Raw genomic sequence first — 25101 nt, forward strand, 5'->3', positions numbered from 1 at the left:
GAAATGATTATGAACGAAAACCAAAATACGGAATGGAAAGAAAGCTGGCGTGACGAGTATCTGAAATGGATATGCGGCTTTGCCAACGCCACAGGCGGCAAGATATATATAGGTATGAATGACAACGGTAAGGTAGTCGGCGTTGCCGATGCCGACAAACTGCTGGAGGACATACCGAACAAAGTGCGTGACGTGCTGGGTATCATCGTGGACGTGAACCTGCTGGAAGAAAACGGGCTGAAATATATCGAGATTGACGTGCCGCCTTATTCCAATCCTATCAATTACAAAGGTCAGTACCACTATCGCAGCGGCAGCACGAAACAGGAGTTGAAAGGTGCGGCGTTGAACCGTTTTATCCTGCAACGTACTGGCAGGCATTGGGACGAGTTTCCCATAGAGTGGGCAGGCATAGAGGAACTTTCCCCCAACGCATTGAACCGTTTCCGCAAGGAAGCGGCGAGAAGCGGGCGTGTGGACGAAGATGTGTTGAAAGATACTACCGAAAACCTGTTGCACGATTTGCGGCTGATTGACACCCAAACCAACCGCCCGACCCGTGCCGCCTTGCTGTTGTTCCACTCCGACCCGGAACGGTTTGTAACCGGGGCGTATATCAAGATAGGTTTCTTCCGGGATGATAAGGGTAACTTGGAGTTTCAAGACGAGGTTCACGGCTCTTTAATGGAGCAGGTGGATAAGGCAATGGATTTGATAAAGACCAAATACCTGATTTATCACATTTCATACGAGGGCATTTCCCGGCGTGAAACACCGCAGTTCCCGGTGGAAGCTGTCAGGGAGTCACTGATGAATTGTGTGGCACATAAAGACTATGCCAGTGCCGTACCCATTCAGATTAGCGTGTTCCCCGACCATATCACCTTTTGGAACGCCGGGCAGTTGCCGGAAAGCTGGACGACTGAAAAACTTTTTGAAAGCCATCCGTCCTCTCCTTATAATCCGTTAATCGCCAACGCCTTTTTCAGAAGCGGGGATATTGAAAGCTGGGGACGTGGCTACAAGCGTATCTTGGAAGCTGTCAGCGCATACAAGTTGTTGCCGCCCAAACTTGAAATGTTAAGCGGTCTGATGATTACCTATTATACCGATATACGTTCGCAGCTATTGGCACAGCGGGTGGATGAAAGGTATATACCCATTATTGAGTATGCCGCCCAAAATGGAAGCGTTACCAATTCGGACGTTCAAAAAATATTGAACACCAACCGGACTACCGCATATCGTTTGTTACAACAAATGGAAGCGTGGCTGGAAATGCAGGGCGTTACTGGTAAAAGCACTTATTACACAATCAAAGGCTTGCCAAACGCTTCACAAACGCTCCAAAAATAAGCTGTATTTCAGTATTAATTTTGATATATAGTTCATTATTAGCCTATTGATAAAATAGCAAACGTTTCATAAACGCTTCACAAATGGCTCATCCAAAGAGAGTGATTAACTTCGCTCTCTTTTTTTTCGCCCTTTTCAATTCTGCGAATATTGCTCGCAGTAATTACCCCACCCGGACAATTTCAGACAACGCAGGACAAATTCGGACACCTCTTTCTGCCTATCCAAATATAGCATATTTAGTCGCTACCTTTGGGCGGGACTATTCCCGTAACCGCTAAAATTTCAATTATTTATGGCAAACAGAATGACCCCGCCCGCAGAGGGGCAGGAAAAAGACGTGCTGCTGGTCTTGGATAAACAGCAGGGAAAGGTGAGTGCCGTTAAGGGTATCGACAAGGAGGGCAATTTGCAGACCGTGCCGCCGACACACGGCGGCGAGTTCATGCAGGTGGACAAGAACAGCGATGTGTTCAGCAACTTCATTTCCAATTTCTTCCGCAAGTTCCAGGACACTTCCGGGCTGGAACTGTTCAGCGTCAAGGCTTCCGAAGCGGAGCAGGACGCAAAGGCAATCGAGGACAACCACCGCAACCCGACACCGGAGGGCGGCAAGCGGGCTGAAATGCTTCGAGTTCCGAAGCCCGACTTCCACGAGTTCAAGCAGGGCTACCGCTTCGACCCGGCAAAAATCGACTGGGAGAACCTGAAAAAAGTCGGCATCACCGCCGACACCCTGAAAAACACTAAGGACTTCGACCGGGTGATGCGTGGCTACAAGTCCCGCAACACCTACACCGTTTCGGGGACGGTGGGCGGCTTCTACCTCAAACCTACCGATGTCAAGCTGTCTTTCTATCAGGCAAAGGACGGCACGGTAGTACCCAAGCTGCACGGCGTGCAGCAGGACGAGAAACTGTTGCAACGCCCGTTCCATGAATACGGGTTCACCAAGCAGGAACAGGGCAACTTGCAAGGCACTGGCAACTTGGGAGGCATTGCTGAAATCAAAGACCCTAAAAGCGGCGGGCAAATCCCCGTGTTCGTCAGTCGGGACAGGTACACGCACGAACTGGAGTATATGCGGGCTGACAAGTGGAAATGCCCCGACACCATTTGCGGCGTGCAAGTCAGCCCGGAGCAGAAAGCCGCCTTTGAAGCCGGGCAAGCGGTGAAAATGGAAAACCTGCAATTCAAGGACGGTACGAAGCGCAGTGCCTATTTGCAGGTCAGCGCAGTGGAGCGTGGCTTGGAGTTCCTGCCGAGGTCTGCCGTCCAGTTCTTGCAGCAGGGACAACAGCCCGCAGAGCAGCAGGTAGCCGGGATAAAGGACGGAAAGGGCGTTGAGTTCAACGGTCATGTGCAGCCCGGCGCACAGGGCAAATCCCCCGACAAGGTGCAGCCGAAAGACGTTACCCCCGCTGCCGAGAGCCGGACGCAGGTAGCGGTCAATTCGGAGGGCAAGACCAACGAAGCCACCAAGCAGGGCAAAGAGCCGTTGAAACAGGGTCAGGACAAGCCCACCGCCAAGCAGAAAGAGAAGCAGGACAAGAGCCTGAAAGCGGACAAACCCAAGAAGTCCAAAGGAATGAAAATGTAATATCCACCATTAAAAAGTAAAGAATTATGATTGCATTGATAGCAGAAAAGCCCAGCGTGGCAAAAGACATCGCCCGCATCATCGGGGCGACCCAGCGCAATGACGGTTATCTTTCCGGCAACGGTTATATGGTGACATGGGCGTTCGGCCACTTAATCCAGCTTGCCATGCCGGAAGCCTACGGCGTGGCGAACTTCCGCAGGGAGAGCCTGCCCATACTGCCGTCCGATTTCCAGCTAATCCCCCGTCAGGTAAAAGCGGAGAAAGGCTACAAGGCAGACCCCGGCGTGCTGAAACAGTTGAAAGTGATAAAGGAAGTGTTCGACCAATGCGACAAGATTATTGTCGCCACCGATGCCGGACGTGAGGGCGAATTGATACACCGCTACATCTATAACTATTTGGGCTGTACCAAGCCCTTTGTGCGCCTGTGGATAAGCAGCCTTACCGACAAGGCAATCCGTGAGGGGCTGGATAACTTGCAGCCGGGAGAATGTTACGATAACCTCTACCTCTCTGCCAAGTCCCGCAGCGAAGCGGACTGGCTGGTAGGGATAAACGCCACCCAAGCGTTGAGCGTAGCCGCCGGGCAGGGTGTGTTCTCGCTGGGCAGGGTACAGACACCCACGCTCGTGATGATATGCAGCCGCTATTTGGAGAACAAGAATTTCGTACCCGCCAAGTTTTGGCAACTCAAAATCCATACCGCCAGCGGGGGAATAAGCTTCACCGTCCAATCTACCGCCAAGTGGGAGCAACAGCCCGAAGCCATAGCCGCCCTGCAACGGGTAAAGGATGCCGGGCGGCTTTCCGTGAAATCCGTCGAGAGGAAAGAAGCCAGCCAAGAACCGCCGCTTTTGTACGACCTTACCACGCTGCAAAAGGAAGCGAACACGAAGCTGAACTTTTCGGCTGACAAGACGCTTTCCGTAGCACAAAGCCTGTATGAAAAGAAAGTGATGTCCTACCCGAGAACCGGAAGCCGCTATATATCGGAGGACGTTTTCGATGAAATGCCGGAGCGTGTCGCCCTGCTGGGGCAATACCCCCGCTTTGCCGGGTATGCCGCTGGGCTGGACGGCACACCCCTGAACCGCCGCAGCGTGAATGACGGCAAAGTGACCGACCACCATGCCTTAATCATTACCGAGAACCTGCCCGGCGAACTAACCAAAGACGAGCGGGCGGTTTACGAGCTGGTAGCCGGGCGTATGCTGGAAGCCTTTTCGGGCAAGTGCGTGAAAGACGTTACCACCGCCGTGTTATCGGCGGGAGATACCGATTTCACGGTAAAAGGGTCTGTGATGAAAGTAACCGGGTGGCGTGCCGTGTTCGGCGAGCAGGAAACGGGCGGGGATGAAGAAGCCGCCAGCTTACCGCCACTCCAAGAGGGCGAAAGCCTGCCGATTTCCAACGTGGAACTGTTGGAGAAGCAGACCAAGCCGAAACCGCTGCACACGGAAAGCAGCCTGCTTGCCGCAATGGAGAACGCCGGAAAGGAACTGGAAGATGCCGAACTGAAAGCCAGCCTGAAAGATGCCGGGATAGGCACGCCCGCCACCCGTGCGGCGATTATCGAAACACTGTTCGCCCGCCAGTACATCGTGCGTGAGAAGAAGAACCTTGTACCCACCGACAAGGGGCTTGCCGTTTACAAGATAGTTAAAGACAAGAAGATTGCCGATGTCGAAATGACGGGCATGTGGGAAACCGCCCTTGCCAAGATAGAAGCGGGAAGCATGGATGCCGACACGTTCCGAAAGGGCATCGAGGTGTACGCAACGCAAATCACCGCAGAACTGCTATCGGTGCAGCTATCTGTCGCTACTGGTGAAACCTGTCCCTGCCCCAAATGCAATAACGGGCGCATCCTGTTCTACCCGAAAGTGGCGAAGTGTTCCAACGTGGACTGCACGCTTACCATATTCCGCAACAAGTGCGACAAGCAGCTTTCCGACAAGCAGATTGTCGAACTGGTGACGAAACGCAAGACCGGGCTAATCAAGGGCTTCAAGGGCAAGAACGGCAAGGCTTTCGATGCCTCGCTTGTGCTGGACGAGCAGTTCAATGTCGGTTTTTCATTCCCCGAAAAGAAAGCGAAACCGAAGAAATAGCCTATCTTTGCCACTGAAATTTCATTGTGATAGGTTTTACAACTTATAATAATTGAAATTTTAGTGGTTGCGCCCGGCGGGAACCGGGCGCATTTTCAAAAAACTTTTCAATTTTTTTCTGTTATAACTTCCTAATATACAAAAAGAGTTACCTTTTTGTAACTATCTTACTGTCTTGTAACTTCTTTTTTTATACTAAGTATATTTATATCTTTGCAATCGAAAAAGATACTTAATATATCATGTTTACCACATTGGTATATTTGTTTGGTGTCTTAACAATACATTATTAACTAATAAAAAAAGAATTATGCACTACACTGGAACTATTTGGCGACCGCCTTACGAAGCATACTCAATGCTCATTCAAGTAACAGCTGGATGTACTCACCATTCCTGCAAATTTTGTACTTTATACGAGGATTTACCTTTCAAATTTAGGCTATCACCAATTGAAGAGGTAAAATCGGATTTAAAGGAAGCAAGTTATTATTATAGACACGCACAAAGGGTGTTTTTCACAGGTGCAAACCCATTTGTGCTTAGTGTGAATAAGCTTAAAACACTTGCGAAAATGGTACATCAATACTTCCCTGCTTGTCAGAGTATAGGGTGTTTTGCACGAATTACGGACATTACCCCTAAATCTGTTACAGAATTAAAAGAATTGCGAGAACTTGGATATGATGGAATTACAATCGGAGTTGAAACTGGATATGATGAATCTTTGATTTTCATGAGAAAGGGATTTCTATCAAAGGACATCATTGAGCAATGTAAGAAATTGGAAGAAGCAAATATTACCTATAACTTCTTTTATTTGACAGGAATTTATGGTAGTGGAAAAGGCAAGATGGGTGCAAAGGTAACAGCAGAAATTTTCAATCAGCTTCATCCGCAAATAATTGAATCTTCAATGCTAACAATTTATCCGACTTCGGAACTGTATAAGGAAATACAGGCTGGTAATTGGAAAGAAGAAACTGAAATTGAGAAGTTGGAGGAAATGAAGACTTTGATTGAAAATCTTAAAATTGATGCTCGATTTGTAACGGATGGGGCGTCCAACTTAATTCAGGTTAGAGGCAATTTGAAAACAGATAAACAAAAAATGATTGCTTTTCTAAAACAACAAATAGCAGAGCAAGACGAAGCTTATTTGAGAAGCTATCGTGAAAATCTGCCACATTTATAAAATCTATCTAATGAAAGCGGATATTAGAGTTATAGTAAAAGGTGTTCAACAATATGCTGATTATATTGACGAGATAGTGACTAATGCTATTGGAAAATATTCTATTGTTAATGGTCTGCATATTGTTGAATATCGAGAACTATGTAAAGGTGGACATATCATTGAAAACAAATTGGTAATCAGTAATAAATCTGTTTGTTTATACCGAAGTGGGAGTTTGTTCTCTGAAATGTCTTTCATAGAGGGAGAATGTACGGAATCTGATTATATTAATACAGATGGAGAACTCAATGTAAAAATCAAAACATTGTCTTACCATCCTACAATTGGTGATAACAATATTCATATTGAGTTGAATTATGACTTATTCATAAATAACCAGTTCCTCTCGAATAACTCCCTTACCATATTTATTAATGAAATGGCATTGTAAACTATAATATTATGACTTTATGAAAATAAGAATAATTGATTTGTTGAAAACAACTACCTATAATATTAATGTAAGCGTAAACGGTTGGGTACGAACGCATAGACAAAGTAAAAACATTAGTTTCATTGCAATAAATGATGGTTCAACTGTTCATAATCTGCAAATTGTGGCTGAACATGAAAAGATAAAAAAAGATTTTCTTAAATTGGTAACTACCGGAAGTGCCATTCGGGTAGATGGTATGTTTGTACTATCTACTGGAAATCAGCAGCATGGAGAAATAATAGCCCAAAATATAGTTTTATATGGCACTGCCGACCCACAGGAATATCCTTTACAAAAGAAAGAACACTCGTTAGATTTTTTGCGGAATATTGCTCATTTGCGGATGCGAACAAATATTTTTGGAGCGATATTTAGAGTTCGTCATAATTTAGCTTTTGCTATACATAAATACTTTCATGAAAAAGGTTTTTTCTATTTTAATACTCCCATAATAACTACATCTGATGCAGAAGGAGCAGGAAAATTGTTTGAAGTAACAACGGGTGATAATCAAGATTTTTTTGGTGTCCCGGCGAATCTAACTGTATCAGGGCAATTGGAGGGTGAACTGGGGGCTTTGGGATTAGGGGCTATTTACACATTCGGACCAACTTTTAGGGCTGAAAACTCGAATACTTATCGACATTTAGCTGAATTTTGGATGGTGGAACCCGAGATGGCGTTTATTGACATCAACGATAACATGGATTTAGCGGAGGACTTCTTGAAATATGTAATTCGCCATGCTATTGAAGCGTGTGAAAGTGATTTGATTTTTTTGAATAATACAGTAAATAGTGGTTTAATCGAAAGGTTACATTTAGTAGTAAATAACAAATTTGTTCGATTGCCATATTCACAAGCAATAGAAATATTGAAACAATCAAACAGAGAATTTGAAATTCCAATAGTGCAAGGCATGGATTTAAGCTCTGAACATGAACGTTTTTTAGTTGAAGAATATTTTTGTTGCCCTATCATTGTTACGGACTATCCTAAAGAAATAAAAGCTTTTTATATGAAGTTGAATGAAGACGGTAAAACTGTACGAGCAATGGATATTTTATTTCCACAGATAGGAGAGATAATAGGAGGTTCCGAGCGTGAATCAGATTACCTGAAATTACGCCAGCGAATGGAAGAATTGGGTATGAATATGAAACAATTATGGTGGTATCTTGAAACACGAAAGTTCGGAACTGTTCCTCATGCAGGATTTGGGTTAGGATTTGAAAGATTAGTGTTATTTGTTACAGGAATGTCAAATATTCGTGATGTGATACCATTTCCACGTACACCGAAAAATGCCAATTTTTAAATCTTTTAAGTTTGAACGGTGCAAAAATACATCAATGAAATATTACTTCGCATTAATGAAGAAATGGAATTGCGTGGTATTGATGAGAATGTCAATACAGAAGATGCATTATATATGATAGACGTTATACGTCCATTGTTTGAAAAATTGCGAGAAATGACTATCGCATACGAATTTCAGAGTGAACAAGAAGAAATTCACTTTTTCAAAGAAATAAAGCCAGATATTCTTGGTAGGTACATATTCTTTCATAAAGTTGTTAGAATTGAAATGAAACGTCCTATTGGCAGTGATGATGTACAGAGAGAATATCTTCATAGCCAATTAAATAGTCTGAAATATTTTTTTGACCAAAATCTTGATTTTTACCAGTATTACCGTTCAAGAGCAACGCATTTAGATACTTATTACTTTGTTCGATATAAAAGTAACTTTCGGTTATGTTTAGATTGCAATTTTTTGGATAAAGACCCTGCTTTTTCAACCGGGTTTGACTATAAAGTGGCAAAAATATTATCTAATGAAATGTTGCGCATATATTTAAATCGCCAGTTACAGTTATTAGATAGAAAAACGCAGATTGCGGAAATACGAACTTCGCTTTCAGATTTTAGTTTAAAATGGACTGGCTCGAAATCTGAAGCAATAGAATGGGGATATGGATTGTTTGCTGCAAAATCCTTGAATTATGGAAATGCTACGATAAAAGAAATTATGGCGTTTATCGAAGCAGCATTTGGCATTGAACTGGGAGATTACTACCGAACCTATTTAAGCCTTAAAAATCGAAAGAAAGACAGAACTGCTTTTTTCACATTCATAGTAGAGCAACTGCAAAAGCGTATGGATGATGATAATCTGTAGATAAGATATTTAGCCAATTAGAAAACTACCATGTTATTACCAACTTGGTAGTTTTCCTTTTTATACAGATTAGCAATATGAATAGGACTAAAATATGTAATTTCCCTCTAAAATTCACTCCAAAAGACATTGAGAAAATTTCAACCAAGTTGATATAATCTTGTATTTTTTATCTTAAAGAAAGATGCAATTTTGCGGCAAATCAATTAGTTATCATTTATGGAAATAATAACATTCGAGTCCAAAGCCTATAAAGAACTGGACAATAAGATTACCGCTATTGCCGATTACATCTTCAACCATGCGGAAATGGCAAAGCAAAGTGAAGAAGATATGTGGGTGGACAGCTACGAGGTTTGCACGTTTCTGAAAATAAGCGAAAAGACCCTGCAACGCCTGCGAGTGTCGGGTACTATCGCCTATTCCAACATCAGGGGACGTTATTTCTACAAGGTCAGCGAGATACGTAGGATGCTGGAAGAACGCCTGATAAGGAGCAACAAGGAGAACATCGACAACCTGATAACCAACCACCAACTGTATGCTAAGGAAAGAGGAAATCTTAGAAAGAACAAGTAACGGGCTGGCGGTATTCAAACACTACCTGCCCGGCAACTGGCGCATAGGTCGCAACTTTCTTAACCCGCTGTACGAGGACAGCAAGGCTTCCTGCAACATCTACTTCGACCGTCATAGCGGTATGTATAAAATGAAAGACTTCGGTAATGACAGTTACAGTGGCGACTGTTTCTTCTTCGTGGGGCAGCTAAAGGGGCTGGACTGTAACCGGGCGGCTGACTTCGTGAAGATACTGGAGATTATAGACCGGGATTTGGACTTGGGGCTGGCTTCTGACACTCCGGTTTCCGTTTCTCCTGTAACCGTCCGCCGGGCAGTGCCGGACAAACCCGAAGAAACAACCGAAAAGCCTGTCAAGCCCTACCAGTTTCGGGAACAGAAGTTTCCGCTTGCCGAACTGGTGTACTGGCAACAGTATGGCATCACGCCCGAACTGCTGGAGCGTTACAAGGTCTGTTCGCTCCGGGAGTACCACAGTGAAACGGCAGAGGGGAAACCGTACACCTACACTTCATCGGTGGCAGAACCCATGTACGGCTATAAAGGCAAACAGCACATCAAGCTGTACCGCCCGTTCTCCACGCCCCGCTTCCTCTACGGCGGCAACTTTGGCGAAAACTACTGTTTCGGGCTGGAGCAACTGCCCGCCAAAGGTGACACGCTATTCATCACGGGCGGCGAGAAAGACGTGCTTTCGCTGGCGGCACACGGTTTTCATGCTATCTGTTTCAACAGCGAAACGGTAACTATCCCGCCTACGCTGGTTTATCGGCTAACATTCCGTTTCAAACACATCATCCTGCTTTTCGATATGGATAAAACGGGCAAAGAAAGTTCACGCAAGCAGGAAAAGCTATTGGAAGAATTTGGCGTGAAACGCCTGTTACTCCCACTTCCGGGAACGAAAGAGGAAAAGGATATTTCCGACTACTTCAAAGCCGGGAACACCCGTGAAGATTTCCTGAAACTTTTTATCGATTTTTTAGACAACCTGTATAGCGACACATTGATTATGCTAAAATCGTGCGAGATAGATTTCAACAACCCGCCCGCCAAAGCGCAAGAGATTATTTCGGCGGGTGACGTTCCGTTAGGAACACAAGGCAACCTGTTCGGCATTACCGGGGGCGAGGGAACGGGCAAGAGCAATTATGTAGCCGCAATTGTAGCGGGCTGCATCTGTCCGGCTGGTGCGGAAGTAGATACGCTGGGCGTACAGATAACCGCCAACGGCAGGCACAAGGCGGTTTTGCTCTATGATACCGAACAGTCGGAAGTACAATTGTTCAAGAATGTAAGCAACCTGCTGACACGCGCCAAACAGCCGGACAAACCCGATGAACTGAAAGCATTTTGTCTGACTGGTATGTCACGTAAGGAACGTTTACACGCCATAGTACAGAGCATGGATAAATTCTACTACCAGTACGGTGGCATCCAGTTGGTCGTCATCGATGGCATCGCAGACCTTGTTAAGAGTGCCAATGATGAAGCGGAAAGCGTGGCGGTGATAGATGAACTTTATCGGCTGGCGGGTATTTACAACACCTGTATTCTTTGTGTTCTGCATTTCGTTCCGAACGGCTTGAAGTTACGGGGACATTTGGGCAGCGAGTTGCAGCGCAAGGCGGCTACAATCCTTTCGATAGAGAAAGACGATGAACCCGCCCAGTCGGTGGTAAAAGCTCTGAAAGTAAGGGACGGAAGCCCGTTGGACGTTCCTTTGATGCTCTTTGCATGGGACAAGGAAGCGGGGATGCACGTGTACAAAGGGGAGAAACCCCGTGAGGAAAAGGAGAAGCGCAAGGAAAGGGAACTGGTGAATGTCGCACGTGACATCTTCGGTCGGCAGACACGCATCACCTATATAGACCTTTGCGAGCAGTTGCAGCAGGTCTTGGACATCAAGGAACGTACTGCAAAGAGTTATATCCGCTTCATGCGGGAAAGGGACATCATCACCAAAGACACGGCAAACCAAAGTTTCTTTGTTATAGGTTCATATAATCTTCAATAGAACATAACAACCCATAAACGTATGGACGAAACTTGTGTGGTTCATGTGTTTGTGTCCTGCCATGTTGTGATAACACGGCAGGATTTCTATTATTTGCAAGGTTATTCCAGTGATTTTTACTACTTTTGCAAAAGTAACATAAGAAAATAACGGCGATTGAACAGCTTCGGCTGTGATTTCGTCTTTATATATAACATATACGTTCGCCGAACGTCCCAATGCGAAAACTGGCACTTTTCAAAACGAGGGGATATTCAGCGCAGGATATGCTATGTTTTATCATAGCGTGGTCTTGCCTGTTCCTCGTTTGGGTATTGCCAGTACCTCGCATTGAAGCAGTGTAAGAGCCACGCTTCTTTTTGGGGGCATTGGCGGGCAGTTATCAAAGATTATTAACTGTTAAAACCAATATTTATGGGGCAGATAAAATCATTTATAGCACTATCTCTTGACGGTTTTATTGCGTCTGTCGATGGAGAATTGGATTGGATTCCACAAAGCGTAAGGGCGATACCTAAAAGTTTATTTGAAAATGCTTCTTGCTTATTACTCGGTGCTAATACATACAATTATCTTTTTGAGCATTTAGATGGGCAGGTTTATAAAACAAAGCCTATTTATGTCGTTTCACATTCCGATTATAATATACTCCCCAATAGCAATATTTCATTTCTTACTGAAAAGCCATTGGATGCAATAAGAAGATTGAAGCAACACCATGAAATATTAGTCATAGGAAGTGCTAAATTATTAACGGAATTAATTCAATTGGAATTATTGGATGAAATAACTATTTGCCATATTCCGGTTTTTGTAGGAAAAGGAATAGGCTTTATCGGAGAAACATTTGGTTCTTATTGGCAGTTAGTAAAATGTCAATCAAATAAGGGCGTAATATTTGCGACCTACAACTATAAGAAAAAGCAGGATGGTTAACTATCCTGCTTTTTCTTTATTGATTCCATTTTATTACGATGTTTCAAGATTTCATCGGAATGTTCCAATGCCCATTGAATAATTCCATCTAAAGGCAGCATAAGACTTTCACCAAGTGGTGTAAGGCTATACTCTACTTTAGGAGGTATTTCGGGGTATAATTTACGATTTACCAACATATCCGCTTCTAATTTTTTCAATGCTGTAGTCAGCATCTTTTGAGATATGTTAGGAACATTGCGCATTAATTCATTAAAACGCATTGTCCCATTTTTTTGCAATAAGACCAGTATTCTTAAAGACCATTTATCACCAAAACGGTCTATAATGCCACACGCTGGACATATCGCTTCTCTATAATGATTTTCTTCCATATTTTTTTATCTTTAAATAATTGTCAATCAACAAGAGTTACCTTGTGGTAAGCATCTTACCTTTATGTAAGTTCTTTTTTTATACTAAGTAACTTTATATCTTTGTTTGCGCAAAAGTAACTAAATATATTGGAAATACAAAATTTGGTGTGATTATAAAATGGATAAATCAATGGAATTAAAAAGAATGCAATTTACTGGTTCTGTTTGGAGACCGCCTTACGAAGCAAATTCACTATTGCTTCAAGCCACTATAGGATGTTCACATCATAGGTGTAAATTCTGTAGTTTGTATAAAGACACGCAGTTTAGAGTTGCTTCCCGTAAGGAGGTTGAGAGGAATTTAGAAATAGCCCAGCTATATCAACCAAAAGCACGAAGAGTATTTTTAACTGGTGCAAATCCGTTTGTACTTAGCTTTGAAAAACTGAAAATACTTGCCACTTTAATAAAAATATATCTTCCGGAAGTGCAAAATATCGGCTGTTTCGCTCGAATTAGCGATATAAAACAAAAGACAATAGAGCAATTGATGGAATTACGTCAATTAGGATATGACCGGATTTCTATCGGGACAGAAAGTGGAGATAATATTACGCTGTCACAAATGAATAAAGGGTATTCTGTTATGGATATTGTTGAACAATGTCGAAAATTGGAGAATGCTGGTATTGAATATAATTTCACGTATTTGATTGGACTTGCAGGAAAGGGGCAAGGGGAGCGCAATGCTATTAATACGGCTGATACCTTTAGTTTGTTGCATCCGTATATTATCAATGTACTTTCTTTAACCGTATTTCCCGATACAGTTCTTTATGAGGAAATAGGAACGGAGACATTTGTTGAAGCATCGGAATATGAACGGATAGAAGAAATGGAAATGTTTATTGAACGATTCCAACCGTCTAATTGTGTTCATCTTTTAGCAAACACTGTATCTAATCCCATACCTTTTATTGGAGTTCTACCCAAAGAAAGAGAACGGATATTAAAAGAAATACAGTCCATTAAAAATAATTTCAGGGAAGAGGATTTAAGAGATTATCGTAAACGCATAAAATCGTTATAATGGCAAAATTAGAAACAAAAATAAGTGGTATTGATTTTAAAAATCCTGTAACAGTTGCATCGGGAACTTTTGGATATGGAACAGAGTTTTCAGATTTCTTTGATGTGTCTTTATTAGGAGGAATATTTGTAAAAGGAACAACGCTATATGCGCAAGAGGGTAATCCGTACCCTCGAATGGCGGAAACTCCATCAGGAATGTTGAATGCAGTTGGGCTTCAAAATAAAGGTGTAGATTATTTTGTGAATAATATATATCCGACAATAAAAGACATAGATACAAATATGATTGTAAATGTTGGAGGAACGACCATCGAATCTTATGTAAAATGTGCCGAAACAGTAGCCACATTAGATAAAATTCCGGCAATAGAGTTAAATATAAGTTGTCCGAATGTAAAACATGGAGGTATGGAGTTTGGAGTAACAACTAAAGGTGCAGCATCTGTTGTTAGTGCAGTCAGACAGGTTTACAATAAGCCGTTGATTGTTAAGCTATCCCCAAATGTAACAAATATTGCAGATATAGCTAAAGCAGTAGAAGATGCAGGGGCAGATGCTATTTCTATGATAAATACAATTATGGGGATGGCTATAGACATAAATTCTCGTAAACCTATCTTATCTACTGTAACTGGTGGGTTGTCCGGCTCTTGCATCAAACCTGTTGCATTACGAATGGTTTGGCAAACATATAAGGCTGTTAAAGTTCCGATTATAGGTTTAGGTGGAATATCATCATGGCAAGATGCTATAGAATTTTTCCTTGCTGGTGCTACCGCTATTCAAATAGGGACATATAATTTTATAGACCCGACTATAAGCCTAAAAGTAATAAACGGCATCAATTCATATCTTGACGAAAATGGTTTTTCTGATATACAGGATTTGACAGGTGCATTAGGAGGGATTTAAGCCAAAATCTTAGTGCAAGGTGCAAGTATATATTTATATATATAGCTTGCACCTTGCACTAACCGCAGAATATTTATATTCAATGATTTGCATATTTCAAAAGAAAGCCATATCTTTGAACCCGAAAGTTAGGCAGACAAACAGCGGTCAAAGTCGGACAGGCTTAACGGTTGAAAATCGTTACTGTTTCGTTACCTATTTGAAATTTTGAAAGCAAAGTAGCTGAAATATAAGCGGTTAGAGCTATAGGTTCAAAACCCTCTCTCTCCGCTATATAAAAAATGATAAAGAGAATCGCTATCATGGTGATTCTCTTTTTAATTTACAAGGGAATCGAACGAAGCACAATAACCAACCTACAAAATCCTAATACGACAGCAACAGGAGTATGGTAACCTCCCGACCGTAGACAGATTACGGATGTTTGTACCAAAATTACCGTTTTAAAAAAATAGAGAAACAAGTACAGGAGAAAGCAGTTAATTTTGTCTCGAACAAATGCTCGACGATGAAAAAAGAGATAGTGAAGATAGATACTATACATCAATGCAATACTTTTTTCGGGAAAAAAACACTACATCCTTTAGCGAGTGTTATCGATTTTTCGAAAGTGAACGAAAAGCGACAGGTTTTATTACAATTCAGTTTTTATTCCGTTTGGTTGAAGGAATATAAATGCAACAGCTTTGGCTACGGACGGAAGTTTTGCGACTATTCGGACGGAACACTACTTTTCCTCTCTCCCGGAGTTCTCGTCGATACCGAAAAAAATCACGGGATGTCTTGTTCAAACGGATATTTGTTGACCTTTCATCCGGATCTGATAAAAGAGACATTTCCCGAAGAACATATGAAAGATTACACGTTCTTTTTTTATCAGCAGGACGAAGCCCTTCACCTTTCATCTCGTGAAAAAAGAATCATTCACACTTGCTTGGAAAGAATCAACGAAGAAATTCATCACCCGATAGACAACCAGAGCAATATATTGATAACTAATAAAATAGAACTACTATTACATCATTGTGTACGTTTTTACGATCGACAATTCATTACTCGACATAAAGCGAACGAAAACCTCATAAAAAAAACAAAGCAAATATTAAATCATTATCTTACGAGCGGTCAAATAGGTTCGAGAGGTATGATCTCATCCTGCTATTGTGCCGTTTTACTTCATCTATCCACGGCCTATCTTGACGATCTGTTGAAGCATGAATCCGGTAAAACCATACACGAATATATTCAACTCAAACGTATAGAGTTGGCCAAAAAACAATTGTCAAAAACCAATAAAACAATCTTACAAATCTCCGAAGAGTTAGGTTTCTCTTCTTCTTTATGTTTTAGCCGATTATTCAAAAAGTTAACAGGTTATGGCCCCAACCAGTACAGATCGAAGTATTAAATCGTAATCTTATATTTGCAACAAGACCAAGTTTATACTTATTTCCCAAGCCGATACTAAAACGCTTATATACAATACATGAACATACATTACGGAATTACTAACCCAAATTACAGGTTACAAAAAGCAACTATATTTTTTCATATAAAATCCTTATTTTTGTTATAACCAAAAGCAATAAATATGAGTGAAATTATTAAATTAGAGACCGTTCAGGATTACAACAACAGGCTGGGCGTGGAGACCCTGCATCCTTTGGTGAGCGTGGTCGATTTTTCAACACTCGAGGTACTCGAACACAGTCGCAAAAACTTCGGTTTTTACTGCATCTTTCTTAAGGAACTCGATTGCGGCACTCTCTTGTACGGTCGTAACAAATACGACTATCAGGAAGGTACACTCGTATTCCTGGCTCCGGGACAAGTTGCAGGTGTCGATGACGGAGGAGAGACCCGTAACCCCAAAGGTTGGGCTCTATTTTTCCATCCCGATTTACTTTACGGAACCTCTTTGGCTCGACGAATAAAGGAGTATACTTTTTTCTCTTACGAGTCAAACGAGGCTTTACACATGTCAGAACGGGAACGCCAGATTATACTTAACTGTTTTCGAGAAATCAAAGAAGAATTGGAACACTCTATCGATAAACACAGCAAACAGATCATCGCCGCTAACATCGAAGTATTGCTGAACCATTGCGTACGTTTCTACGATCGTCAGTTTATTATACGAAAGACGGTAAACCGTGGTCTACTGGAAAATTTCGAGGATTTACTCTCTGCCTACTTCGAATCGGATAAACCGCAAACCATCGGGTTGCCCTCGGTACAGTATTGTGCCGCTCAATTACACCTATCACCTAACTATTTCGGGGATTTGATAAAAAAAGAGACAGGCAAATCGGCACAAGAACATATCCAATTGACCGTTATCGGCAAAGTCAAAGAGTTGTTGATAGAAAGTAACAAATCTGTTAGTGAAATCGCTTATTCGTTGGGGTTTAAATATCCTCACCATTTGAGTCGTATGTTCAAAAACATCGTAGGGTCCACGCCGAATGAATATCGAACGGTAAGCTAAAAACAGTCGGTAAGTTTCTCGGGGATGCTACTCTATCGGGAAACATAAAAAAAGGCAAGCCCTTTTTATCGCCTGCCTTCATCCTTTTACGGTCATAGACTTTTTTTGATTTGTGCACCCGATTGAAACGGATCGGGCGGGTGTGAGTTTCAATCTCGGCCTCTCGGCTTGCCTTGCGATTAGCCTTGATATAATCACGTCGGGTAAACTTTCCTATATTCATAATAGTTATCTTTTGTCCTGCAAAGATAGCTATTATTTTATATACCCGGAAATCCATTGATTTCCGGGTATATATTTTAAGCATCCTTTTTAGCGTATTCCGATAACTCGCATCCGTATGTATCCACTAAAAAATTATCCAAATCGTCAGCTTTAAAAGCCAAATTCGTAATATTTTTTTGGATCTCGTCCGCATACTCGGAAAAAATATCCGAAATATGAATACGATAAGAGAGATAGATCTGATTACCGTCCAATCCCAATTGATAAGGCTTCACATCCGCATTCAGCAGATAGGTCAACACGGGTTCCAGGTTTTTCTTGGGAAGAATATTAATAGGCGACGTACAGAAAAGATAGGAACGTTGATAAACGAACATACGAATCTCCGAGCTTCCTTTATGAAACGTCCAACACTCGTATCCGACCCGGGCCAAAACCGGATTTATCCCCATGCTTTCGATCGCCTTCTCACAAAAAACAGCCAAATCTGTCAGTCCCTGTTCCTTAAAGATATTTTCCGGCAATTTCTCACCACAGGAAGGACAATACTCGTCCTCTTCCGAAATCAACTCGTCGCAACTCCCGCATTGTACGTTAAACGCGGTTCTATCCATATCGGCAACCTGTTCCAACACCTGCCTCAGAGAACTTATCGGAATACCGAAACCCATGTTGTCGGCCTCGGTTATTTTACTGGCCGTAATAGCAACGACCTCGTTTTGGTCGTTCAACATAGGTCCTCCGCTATTACCGGGATTAACGGCAGCATCCGTCTGGATATAGTACTTCTCATTAATCAGCTGACGGGGAGAAGACACGGTTCCTTCCGTTACGGTAAAAGGCATCCCGAAAGGATAACCGGCAACATTGATCTTTTGTCCGATAGGTATCGTATCCGTCTCCGCAAAAACGATCTCCGGCAAATGCGAAAAGTCTCCTTCCACGCTCAGTAAGGCAATATCCAAAGCCGGATTCACCAAAACCACTTTAGCTAAAAAACGATTTTTATCATTGTCTTGTATCGCCACTTGATGAAACCCATCGACAACATGATAATTCGTCACAAACAAATCATACTCTTTCAGATAAAAACAACTACCGGCACCTCCGGCATGATTTACTTTATAAACCGCGTTAAATATATTCTGTTCCATGTTCTCTCCTTATTTGTCATTATTGTCGTTATTGTTACCTCCAAACATAGAAGCCATCATATTCTGAACATTCTTCATGTACTCTTCCATGTTTATCCCTTGCATCGCCTGCATCGCTTGTTGCTGCATCTTCTGTATCTCTTCCATATTCACACCTTGCATAGCTTGCATGGCCTGTTGTTGCATTTGCTGAACATTTTGCATGTATTGGGACATATCCATCTCTTCCTCCGGCTCCAAATTACCTTCCATGATATCATCCATCGCTTCATGCAGTACAGGTGCCGCCTCTTCCCATGATTTGGCAGAGGTCTCTCGTAAAGCTCTAACGACAACAGCATTCACATCATTCTGTACGTTATTATAAAAATACATTTCGTAGAATTTATAAATAATCATCAGGCAACAAGTCATGTAATCCTCTGCCTCTAAGGCATTGGAAGCCCGATCGTAAGTATTTTCAAAATTCTCCTGTATATTTTTCAAATTGGAACGACGTTTGCCGGGAATAAAGGTCTCCACAAAATACAGATTTTCCGCCAATTGCTCCTTTGTCATGGATTGAACATGCAGCACGATCTCTTTACCGTGAGTGACAACCTCCGGCAAAGGAATATCCTCTCGGTCCATATCGATAACCGCCTTATTCAAATCATTAAGCAATTGTCCTTGAGGATGAGCATAATACAGAATCTTCAGTAACGTAGTATCAACGACATTCCACGCGTACCCGTATTTGCGTCCTCCCTCGAAATAATTAACGGCATCCATACACTCCTTACAGCTTAATTGCACGACATCGTATACGGCGCCTACGGTCTGAGCATCATAAGGAATAACTTTCGGTTCATAAATCCGTTTCGCCCCGAATTTCGCCTCGAATTCATCGTCGTATTTATCACCGACCCGACAAATCTCTTCCAATACATAATAAATCTTATAGGGATTAACCAAAGCAATAGGACAACTATACTCAAAAAATAATCGATCATCCTGAAGAGAAATCCGTGCCAAATCCATATGATTGAAATTTAATCCGGCTATCTGACGCAACAGGGGAATACGTCCTTTTTCGGGAATGGAAAGAAAAGGAGCGGTGATTTTCAATTCATCATCCTCCAACCTCAAGTTAACCACTATGGATCCATGAGGAATATTGAATTCTGTCCCCTGCACATTCCCGTATTTCGTGCGAAATTCTGCATTGATATAATCCAGTAAAGCATAAAAAGAACGTAAATATTCTTTACTTTCAAAAGCCTCTACACTCGCGTCGAACGAATCGACATTCAACTTACTTTCCGTCGAGGCTATAGTGGAAAGATTAAAAGTCAAGGTTTGCTTCATAATTGCAGCCATTTAATTTTTATTACATTGTTTTCATAAATCTCTATCTAACAAGATTTATTAAATACCTTCATACTTCTCAATAACAAAATCACACAGACGTCATAAAATTATGAAATAATTGATAACTCCCCGGTCTGGAAATATATTTTATTAATATTTTAGACCATGCACTTTATTGTGATCCAATCCTACCATTCTTCCATTAAACTTAAAAGTATTCAAATAAAAATTATTTTACCTATCTTGCGACAATAAGAAACAATAGCTTAATATTTATGAATTGAATAGTATATAACTTTACATAATACAATTCGTAATACATGCAAAAACCCCTTTTATATGATCTGATAATATGAATACAACATCATTCAACATACCCGACGAAGGAACTCCGTTAAACCCTCTTTTGTCAAAACGAACTTACCTATACGCGGAAAAAGATAATCAAAGACTAAAAATGGATATTATCTCTCGGTCCGATCTGTCTAATGATACCCCGGTGATCCTATTCCTTTTCGGTGGAGGATTTACCCATGGAGAAAGGAATCGGGCAGTATATAATTTCTACTTTAATCGAATGGCGGAAGAGGGATTTATAATAGCATCCATAGATTACCGACTGGGATTAAAAGACCATCCGGATGTATCGGCTCAAAACATAACTCCTTTGGAAAAGGCCATCGACATAGCCCGGGAAGATCTGTTTGATGCCACGTCCTACATTCTAAAAAATGCCACGACCTTACATATCGATACTAAAACAATTATCCTTTCGGGATCGAGTGCCGGAGCATTGGTTGTTCTATCGGCAGATTGGCACAAAAGGAACCCGAACAAATATCCAACGAACTTACCGCAAGAGTTCCAATACGCCGGGGTCATCAGTTTTTCCGGAGCACTTTTCAGCACGACAGGACTGCCTAAATACGAAATAGATCCCGCTCCAACAATGATGTTCCACGGTACAGAAGATCATGTGGTCATCTACAAAGGGATGCGTCTAAGTACCTACTTACTTTTAGGTTCCAGCCACTTGGCAGACCTGTTCACTTTAGAAAATTATCCTTTTTATTTAAAACGCTACGAGGGCATGGGGCACGAAATCTCTAAGCTTGCCATGCGGGAGGATCTGGACTCCATCGTATGGTTCATTCGAAATTGCATTATAAACAAAAAAAATTACAAAATAGACATTGCATTCAACGACCTGAACAGAGAAAAACGACAATTACTTTCTGTAGAAGAACACCTGTAAAGTTTTCACCCGAAACGACAAACGATATCCATGCTGTTTACGTATAAAATATATTATAAATATTTAATCTGTAAATCATGGAAATTATACACAACACACACGATCACAAATTTGAGATTCGGGACGGTAGACATACGGCAGTCGTTGAATACAAACCCTTCAAAGAAGGAATCGACATCATACATACCTATGTCCCGGGAGAGATGGAAAACAAAGGATATGCCTCCGCTTTAGTAAAACATGCCTTAGAGTATGCCCGGGAAAATCATTTAAAAGTGATTACCACTTGTCCTTTTTCCAGAAGTTATGTTGCCCGGCATCCGGAATATCAGAATTTGATATTCTCGTAACAGAAACACGGTGTCTGAAAAAACCGGGATCTAAAGCTTCCGGTTTTTTATTTATGATCGTACAGAGCCAAACGTCATCGAAACGACTCGTTCCGCCGACGAATCAGGTGTAACTTCTATTGATACGGTCACCTATCTCCGACCAAAGAGAGATAGACAAGGTACCCCAATTGACGGATTCCGCTCATCGCAAGACGAGGTACCGTCCGTTCATTTGACGGTCCGGCAATTCATTGTGTTTACCCGTCATCTTCATTTTTCTTTCCCCCCCACTTATCCGTCAATCAACAAACATTTAATTATTGATCCTTTTTTCATCAGCTAAAATGTCTGCAAAAATTCAACTCTTTTTCATTGGCATAAGAATTTTTTTTGCAATCTTTGTATATTATCGACTTTTAGATTTTGAATTCAATAGCATATCATATTTTTATCATTCTATTATGTGGTGTAGTTGTTTTATTAATATACAAGATGTTGTATTTAAAAAAACAACTTCAACATAAGATTCGAGAAATAAAAGACATCACTTCTTTTTCTGAAAGTATTTTTGAAAATATTCAAGCATACGTTTTACTGATAAATCCCGATTTCATTGTCTTAAAAACAAATTTTTATGCCCTTACCTCCACTCAAGCATCCTCACCTAAAAGAGTGGGGGAACTATTCAACTGTATAAACGCGATCGAAGCCGGAGAATGTGGAAAAGGTGAATTATGCAAAACCTGTATAATCCGACAAACAATCACTAATTCCTTACGGCATAAATCCAATTTTTCAAAATTAGAGGCCACTTTGCAAATACAAATATCAGATAAAAAGATACACAATTGCCACGTCTTAATCTACGGCTCCTATATGTATACGCAACCTTCCGGGGGAATGCTGTTGACCATATGCGACATTACAGACCAAAAACAAAATGAACTCAGATTAGAGGATATAAAAGAAAAATTCAAACGTGTCGAAAGATCCAAGTCCCTATTTCTATCAAACTTGGGACATAAGATCAGAAATCAATTAAACGGTATTTTAGGATGGACAAGCCTCGTCATTGCAGACCAGAAACTCACGTCCACTCAACAACAGGAATACATCAATCTGATTTATCAAAATACGGATAATCTACTACATCTTTCCGACAATATCATTCAATTCTCGCAAATCGACAATGTTGATATCGATATTTCTCCTTCTGTTTTTAACGTAAAAGAACTTTGTCAGAATTTAATCAATATCCGTTTAAGTTATTCTCACCCGGATGTAATACTTTACCTGGACAAAACGGTAGAAGACATTATCGTATACTCCGACCAGATGAAACTCCATCAAATTCTCTTGAATATAATTTCCAACGCTCAAAGATTTACGAACAAAGGGTTTATTCGAATTGCTTGCCAAATCAATAAAAAACAGCATAGCGTAGACTTTGTCGTGGAAGATACCGGATGCGGAATGTCGGCAGAACAACAGATACATCTGTTTGAACGGTTTTATAGGGGAAACGATTTTTCTGATAGCCCCGGATTAGGACTCTCCATTTGCCAAGCTTATATCAAAGCACTGGGAGGTGATATCCGAGTTCAATCGAAAAAAGACAGAGGTACGTCTGTATTCTTTTCTATAAAGAAAAATGATATTCCTAAGGAGGAATTAATACTCTGATCGTTTTTTCAGTATTGAAAAAATCAAAAAATGGAACTTTAACTTCATTTTTTCGTTTATCTCCGAAAAAGAATTATGGAGATATCTCAAAAACCAGAAGCCTACAAAGGACACCTTATGGCGTTAGCCACCATATTGATATATAGTTTTAATACCAACTTCATGAAAATCGTGATGCCCGAATGGATAGGAGCCCATGGACTGGTATTAATCCGTTGTATCGCCAGCACGGTAGGATTCTGGTTTATCTCGCTTTTCCTTCATGCGACACGACAAAACCACCCTTCGGGAAAAGAGATCGGCATCATCATGTTGGGAGGAGCTTTAGGAATGGGAGCAAACCTGCTACTTTATATCAACGGTTTGGCTCTCACGGGACCCGTTGATGCTTTTGTTATCCGCACGGTACAACCCATCGTGGTAATTGCATTAGCCGTTTTCATCCTGCACGCGAAATTTACCATAAACAAAGCCATCGGCATCTTACTTGGTTTGGCCGGTACACTCTACATTTCAATCGTACCTCATGCTAACGGAGCAAAAGATTCGTTTACAGGAGATATACTGATTTTCTCCGCCTCCGTCTGTTCGGCGTTATTTCTGATCCTGATCAAACCCTACACACAAAAATACAACCCGATCGTCGTCATGAAATGGATGAGCCTGGCCGCTTTTATCGTCACACTGCCTTTCGGTATTTTTCAACTACTCCATGCTCCTGTATTTACCGGAGAAGCTCCCGTCCATATCTGGTTAGAACTGGGATTCACGTTGATTTTCGCTACAATGATTGCTTATTTTCTAAACGTTAAGGCATTACAATACATCTCTCCTTTTGTCGAGAGTATTTACATATACCTCCTACCCATCACGGGAGCCATAATCTCTATCGCTTTAGGGCTACAAGAATTCTCTTGGCACTACCCTATCGCACTCGTGTTGATCGTCATCGGGTTCATCCTTATCAACAAAAAAACAAGGACGAAAATCCCCAGCAAGCAAAGTGCATAGAGACGCATTTCATTTTCTATATTTCCAGACTTTCTGACAATCAAAGCATTTATACGAAGATCTGAAAATAGGAAACAACACCGATAAAACCAGCAAGATATAAACCATGATTTTATCCGGGTCCTTTTTTTTACCGACATCGGTAGAACCACAAAAAGGACAACGGGTTTTATCCATACCTTTTTCCCATTTCACGATCTTAATCTCTTCCTCCCGATAAAGATCTGCCGGACCGATATATCCCCCTTCCTTCAGTATCTCTATCCCTTGTTCCCATTTATCAGTAGGAATCAACAGCTTAACACCGCCTATGGCATTAGCGTACATACCGCTTTGGGCCGTTAATTCATCCTGTATAAATGTCTCTATTCCCTCGGATTCTAAATAATTTTTAGCCATATAAGCCTCCTGGGGATAAGTAAACGTAAGAACTACACTCCAATCCATATTTTCCTCATTTAGATTTCCTAATTTAATACTTCTAAACGACTTTTCCGTCTATTCTTCCAAAATTTTATCCGTTCGTCGGAGAGCTCGTTTTACAGGTATTCGGTAAAAAGCTATAAGAGCTAATAACGAAATGCGGGATATTCACGGTATTCCCCGTGTATTCCCGCAAAATAAACCACGAACGAAGGAACCCTTACTTTTACGGAGTTTGCCACAACAGCGGCATTATTCGGACACAACCTGCCCAATGACCTTTAAACCAATTAAAACATTCTTCCTATTGATTTCCGGAACATAATATTGCTTTTTCTACTTCTCTACGCACGCTATTCGGGC

At 41.4% G+C, this 25101-nt stretch carries 23 protein-coding genes; 18 read left to right on the plus strand and 5 right to left on the minus strand.

Annotation, left to right across the window (positions count from 1 at the left end; translation table 11 throughout):
* Window positions 1-9 precede the first annotated feature (9 nt).
* From BN3283_RS07855 to BN3283_RS07900, 10 genes are all read left to right on the plus strand, one after another.
* Window positions 10-1356, plus strand: coding sequence for an RNA-binding domain-containing protein (locus tag BN3283_RS07855; RefSeq protein WP_059026293.1), 1347 nt, complete (start codon window positions 10-12; stop codon window positions 1354-1356).
* 295 nt (window positions 1357-1651) lie between these two features.
* Window positions 1652-2956: a DUF3945 domain-containing protein gene (locus tag BN3283_RS07860; RefSeq protein ID WP_059026294.1), complete on the plus strand. Its 1305-nt coding sequence runs from the start codon at window positions 1652-1654 to the stop codon at window positions 2954-2956.
* 26 nt (window positions 2957-2982) lie between these two features.
* A complete protein-coding gene (locus BN3283_RS07865; RefSeq protein WP_059026295.1) occupies window positions 2983-5070 on the plus strand; it encodes a type IA DNA topoisomerase in 2088 nt (695 codons plus the stop codon).
* Between the two features lie 310 nt (window positions 5071-5380).
* Window positions 5381-6265, plus strand: coding sequence for a radical SAM protein (locus BN3283_RS07870; protein WP_059026296.1), 885 nt, complete (start codon window positions 5381-5383; stop codon window positions 6263-6265).
* Window positions 6266-6275: 10 nt separating this feature from the next.
* Window positions 6276-6698 carry a YwiB family protein gene (locus tag BN3283_RS07875; RefSeq protein ID WP_059026297.1) on the plus strand — a complete coding sequence of 141 codons (423 nt, stop codon included), beginning with the start codon at window positions 6276-6278 and terminating at the stop codon, window positions 6696-6698.
* A 19-nt stretch (window positions 6699-6717) separates the two neighbouring features.
* Window positions 6718-8061 carry an asparagine--tRNA ligase gene (asnS, locus tag BN3283_RS07880; protein WP_059026298.1) on the plus strand — a complete coding sequence of 448 codons (1344 nt, stop codon included), beginning with the start codon at window positions 6718-6720 and terminating at the stop codon, window positions 8059-8061.
* Window positions 8062-8079: 18 nt separating this feature from the next.
* On the plus strand, window positions 8080-8925 hold the full coding sequence (locus BN3283_RS07885) for an RteC domain-containing protein (RefSeq protein WP_059026299.1): 846 nt from the start codon (window positions 8080-8082) through the stop codon (window positions 8923-8925).
* Between the two features lie 219 nt (window positions 8926-9144).
* On the plus strand, window positions 9145-9504 hold the full coding sequence (locus BN3283_RS07890) for a helix-turn-helix domain-containing protein (protein WP_004294815.1): 360 nt from the start codon (window positions 9145-9147) through the stop codon (window positions 9502-9504).
* The gene (locus tag BN3283_RS07895; protein ID WP_059026300.1) at window positions 9467-11521 is read left to right on the plus strand and encodes a bifunctional DNA primase/helicase; all 2055 of its coding nucleotides are present in this window, start codon (window positions 9467-9469) and stop codon (window positions 11519-11521) included. The genes BN3283_RS07890 and BN3283_RS07895 overlap by 38 nt, the downstream gene beginning before the upstream one ends.
* A gap of 414 nt (window positions 11522-11935) precedes the next feature.
* Window positions 11936-12457: a dihydrofolate reductase family protein gene (locus tag BN3283_RS07900; RefSeq protein ID WP_059026301.1), complete on the plus strand. Its 522-nt coding sequence runs from the start codon at window positions 11936-11938 to the stop codon at window positions 12455-12457.
* On the opposite strand, the gene BN3283_RS07905 is transcribed toward BN3283_RS07900, so the two are convergent.
* Window positions 12454-12831: a winged helix-turn-helix transcriptional regulator gene (locus tag BN3283_RS07905; RefSeq protein ID WP_059026302.1), complete on the minus strand. Its 378-nt coding sequence runs from the start codon at window positions 12829-12831 to the stop codon at window positions 12454-12456. The genes BN3283_RS07900 and BN3283_RS07905 overlap by 4 nt on opposite strands.
* 172 nt (window positions 12832-13003) lie before the next feature.
* Here BN3283_RS07905 and BN3283_RS07910 point away from each other — a divergent pair, with 172 nt between their 5' ends.
* The 4 genes from BN3283_RS07910 to BN3283_RS07925 all read left to right on the plus strand — a co-directional run bounded on the left by BN3283_RS07910 (window position 13004) and on the right by BN3283_RS07925 (window position 17305).
* Window positions 13004-13903, plus strand: coding sequence for a radical SAM protein (locus BN3283_RS07910; protein WP_059027212.1), 900 nt, complete (start codon window positions 13004-13006; stop codon window positions 13901-13903).
* Window positions 13903-14817, plus strand: coding sequence for a dihydroorotate dehydrogenase (locus BN3283_RS07915; protein ID WP_025836257.1), 915 nt, complete (start codon window positions 13903-13905; stop codon window positions 14815-14817). Before BN3283_RS07910 ends, BN3283_RS07915 begins: the two co-directional genes overlap by 1 nt.
* Before the next feature lie 508 nt (window positions 14818-15325).
* Window positions 15326-16225 carry a helix-turn-helix domain-containing protein gene (locus tag BN3283_RS07920; RefSeq protein WP_070807496.1) on the plus strand — a complete coding sequence of 300 codons (900 nt, stop codon included), beginning with the start codon at window positions 15326-15328 and terminating at the stop codon, window positions 16223-16225.
* Between the two features lie 183 nt (window positions 16226-16408).
* Window positions 16409-17305, plus strand: coding sequence for a helix-turn-helix domain-containing protein (locus BN3283_RS07925; RefSeq protein WP_059026304.1), 897 nt, complete (start codon window positions 16409-16411; stop codon window positions 17303-17305).
* Here BN3283_RS07925 and BN3283_RS14315 read toward each other — a convergent pair.
* From BN3283_RS14315 to BN3283_RS07935, 3 genes are all read right to left on the minus strand, one after another.
* Window positions 17256-17528, minus strand: coding sequence for a hypothetical protein (locus BN3283_RS14315; protein ID WP_286137600.1), 273 nt, complete (start codon window positions 17526-17528; stop codon window positions 17256-17258). The two genes, BN3283_RS07925 and BN3283_RS14315, sit on opposite strands and share 50 nt — an antisense overlap.
* 76 nt (window positions 17529-17604) lie before the next feature.
* The gene (locus BN3283_RS07930) at window positions 17605-18684 is read right to left on the minus strand and encodes a trypsin-like peptidase domain-containing protein (protein WP_041504380.1); all 1080 of its coding nucleotides are present in this window, start codon (window positions 18682-18684) and stop codon (window positions 17605-17607) included.
* 9 nt (window positions 18685-18693) lie between these two features.
* Window positions 18694-20031 carry a T3SS (YopN, CesT) and YbjN peptide-binding chaperone 1 gene (locus tag BN3283_RS07935; protein ID WP_059027213.1) on the minus strand — a complete coding sequence of 446 codons (1338 nt, stop codon included), beginning with the start codon at window positions 20029-20031 and terminating at the stop codon, window positions 18694-18696.
* Between the two features lie 355 nt (window positions 20032-20386).
* On the opposite strand from BN3283_RS07935, the gene BN3283_RS07940 reads away from it, so the two are divergent.
* The 4 genes from BN3283_RS07940 (at window position 20387) to BN3283_RS07955 (ending at window position 24315) form a co-directional block, all read left to right on the plus strand.
* Entirely contained in the window at window positions 20387-21289 is a 903-nt protein-coding gene (locus BN3283_RS07940; RefSeq protein WP_052634832.1) for an alpha/beta hydrolase, read from the plus strand.
* Between the two features lie 77 nt (window positions 21290-21366).
* Window positions 21367-21639, plus strand: coding sequence for a GNAT family N-acetyltransferase (locus BN3283_RS07945; protein WP_059026305.1), 273 nt, complete (start codon window positions 21367-21369; stop codon window positions 21637-21639).
* Between the two features lie 858 nt (window positions 21640-22497).
* Window positions 22498-23304 (plus strand): sensor histidine kinase, encoded by an 807-nt coding sequence (locus BN3283_RS07950; RefSeq protein ID WP_286137601.1) that lies wholly within the window; start codon window positions 22498-22500, stop codon window positions 23302-23304.
* Between the two features lie 75 nt (window positions 23305-23379).
* On the plus strand, window positions 23380-24315 hold the full coding sequence (locus BN3283_RS07955; protein WP_052634830.1) for a DMT family transporter: 936 nt from the start codon (window positions 23380-23382) through the stop codon (window positions 24313-24315).
* A gap of 9 nt (window positions 24316-24324) precedes the next feature.
* On the opposite strand, the gene BN3283_RS07960 is transcribed toward BN3283_RS07955, so the two are convergent.
* Complete coding sequence (locus BN3283_RS07960) at window positions 24325-24762, minus strand: putative signal transducing protein (protein WP_059026307.1); 438 nt, start codon at window positions 24760-24762, stop codon at window positions 24325-24327.
* Between the last annotated feature and the right edge of the window lie 339 nt (window positions 24763-25101).

It is taken from the genome of Gabonibacter massiliensis (assembly GCA_001487125.1).
GTDB classification, from domain to species: domain Bacteria; phylum Bacteroidota; class Bacteroidia; order Bacteroidales; family Marinifilaceae; genus Gabonibacter; species Gabonibacter massiliensis.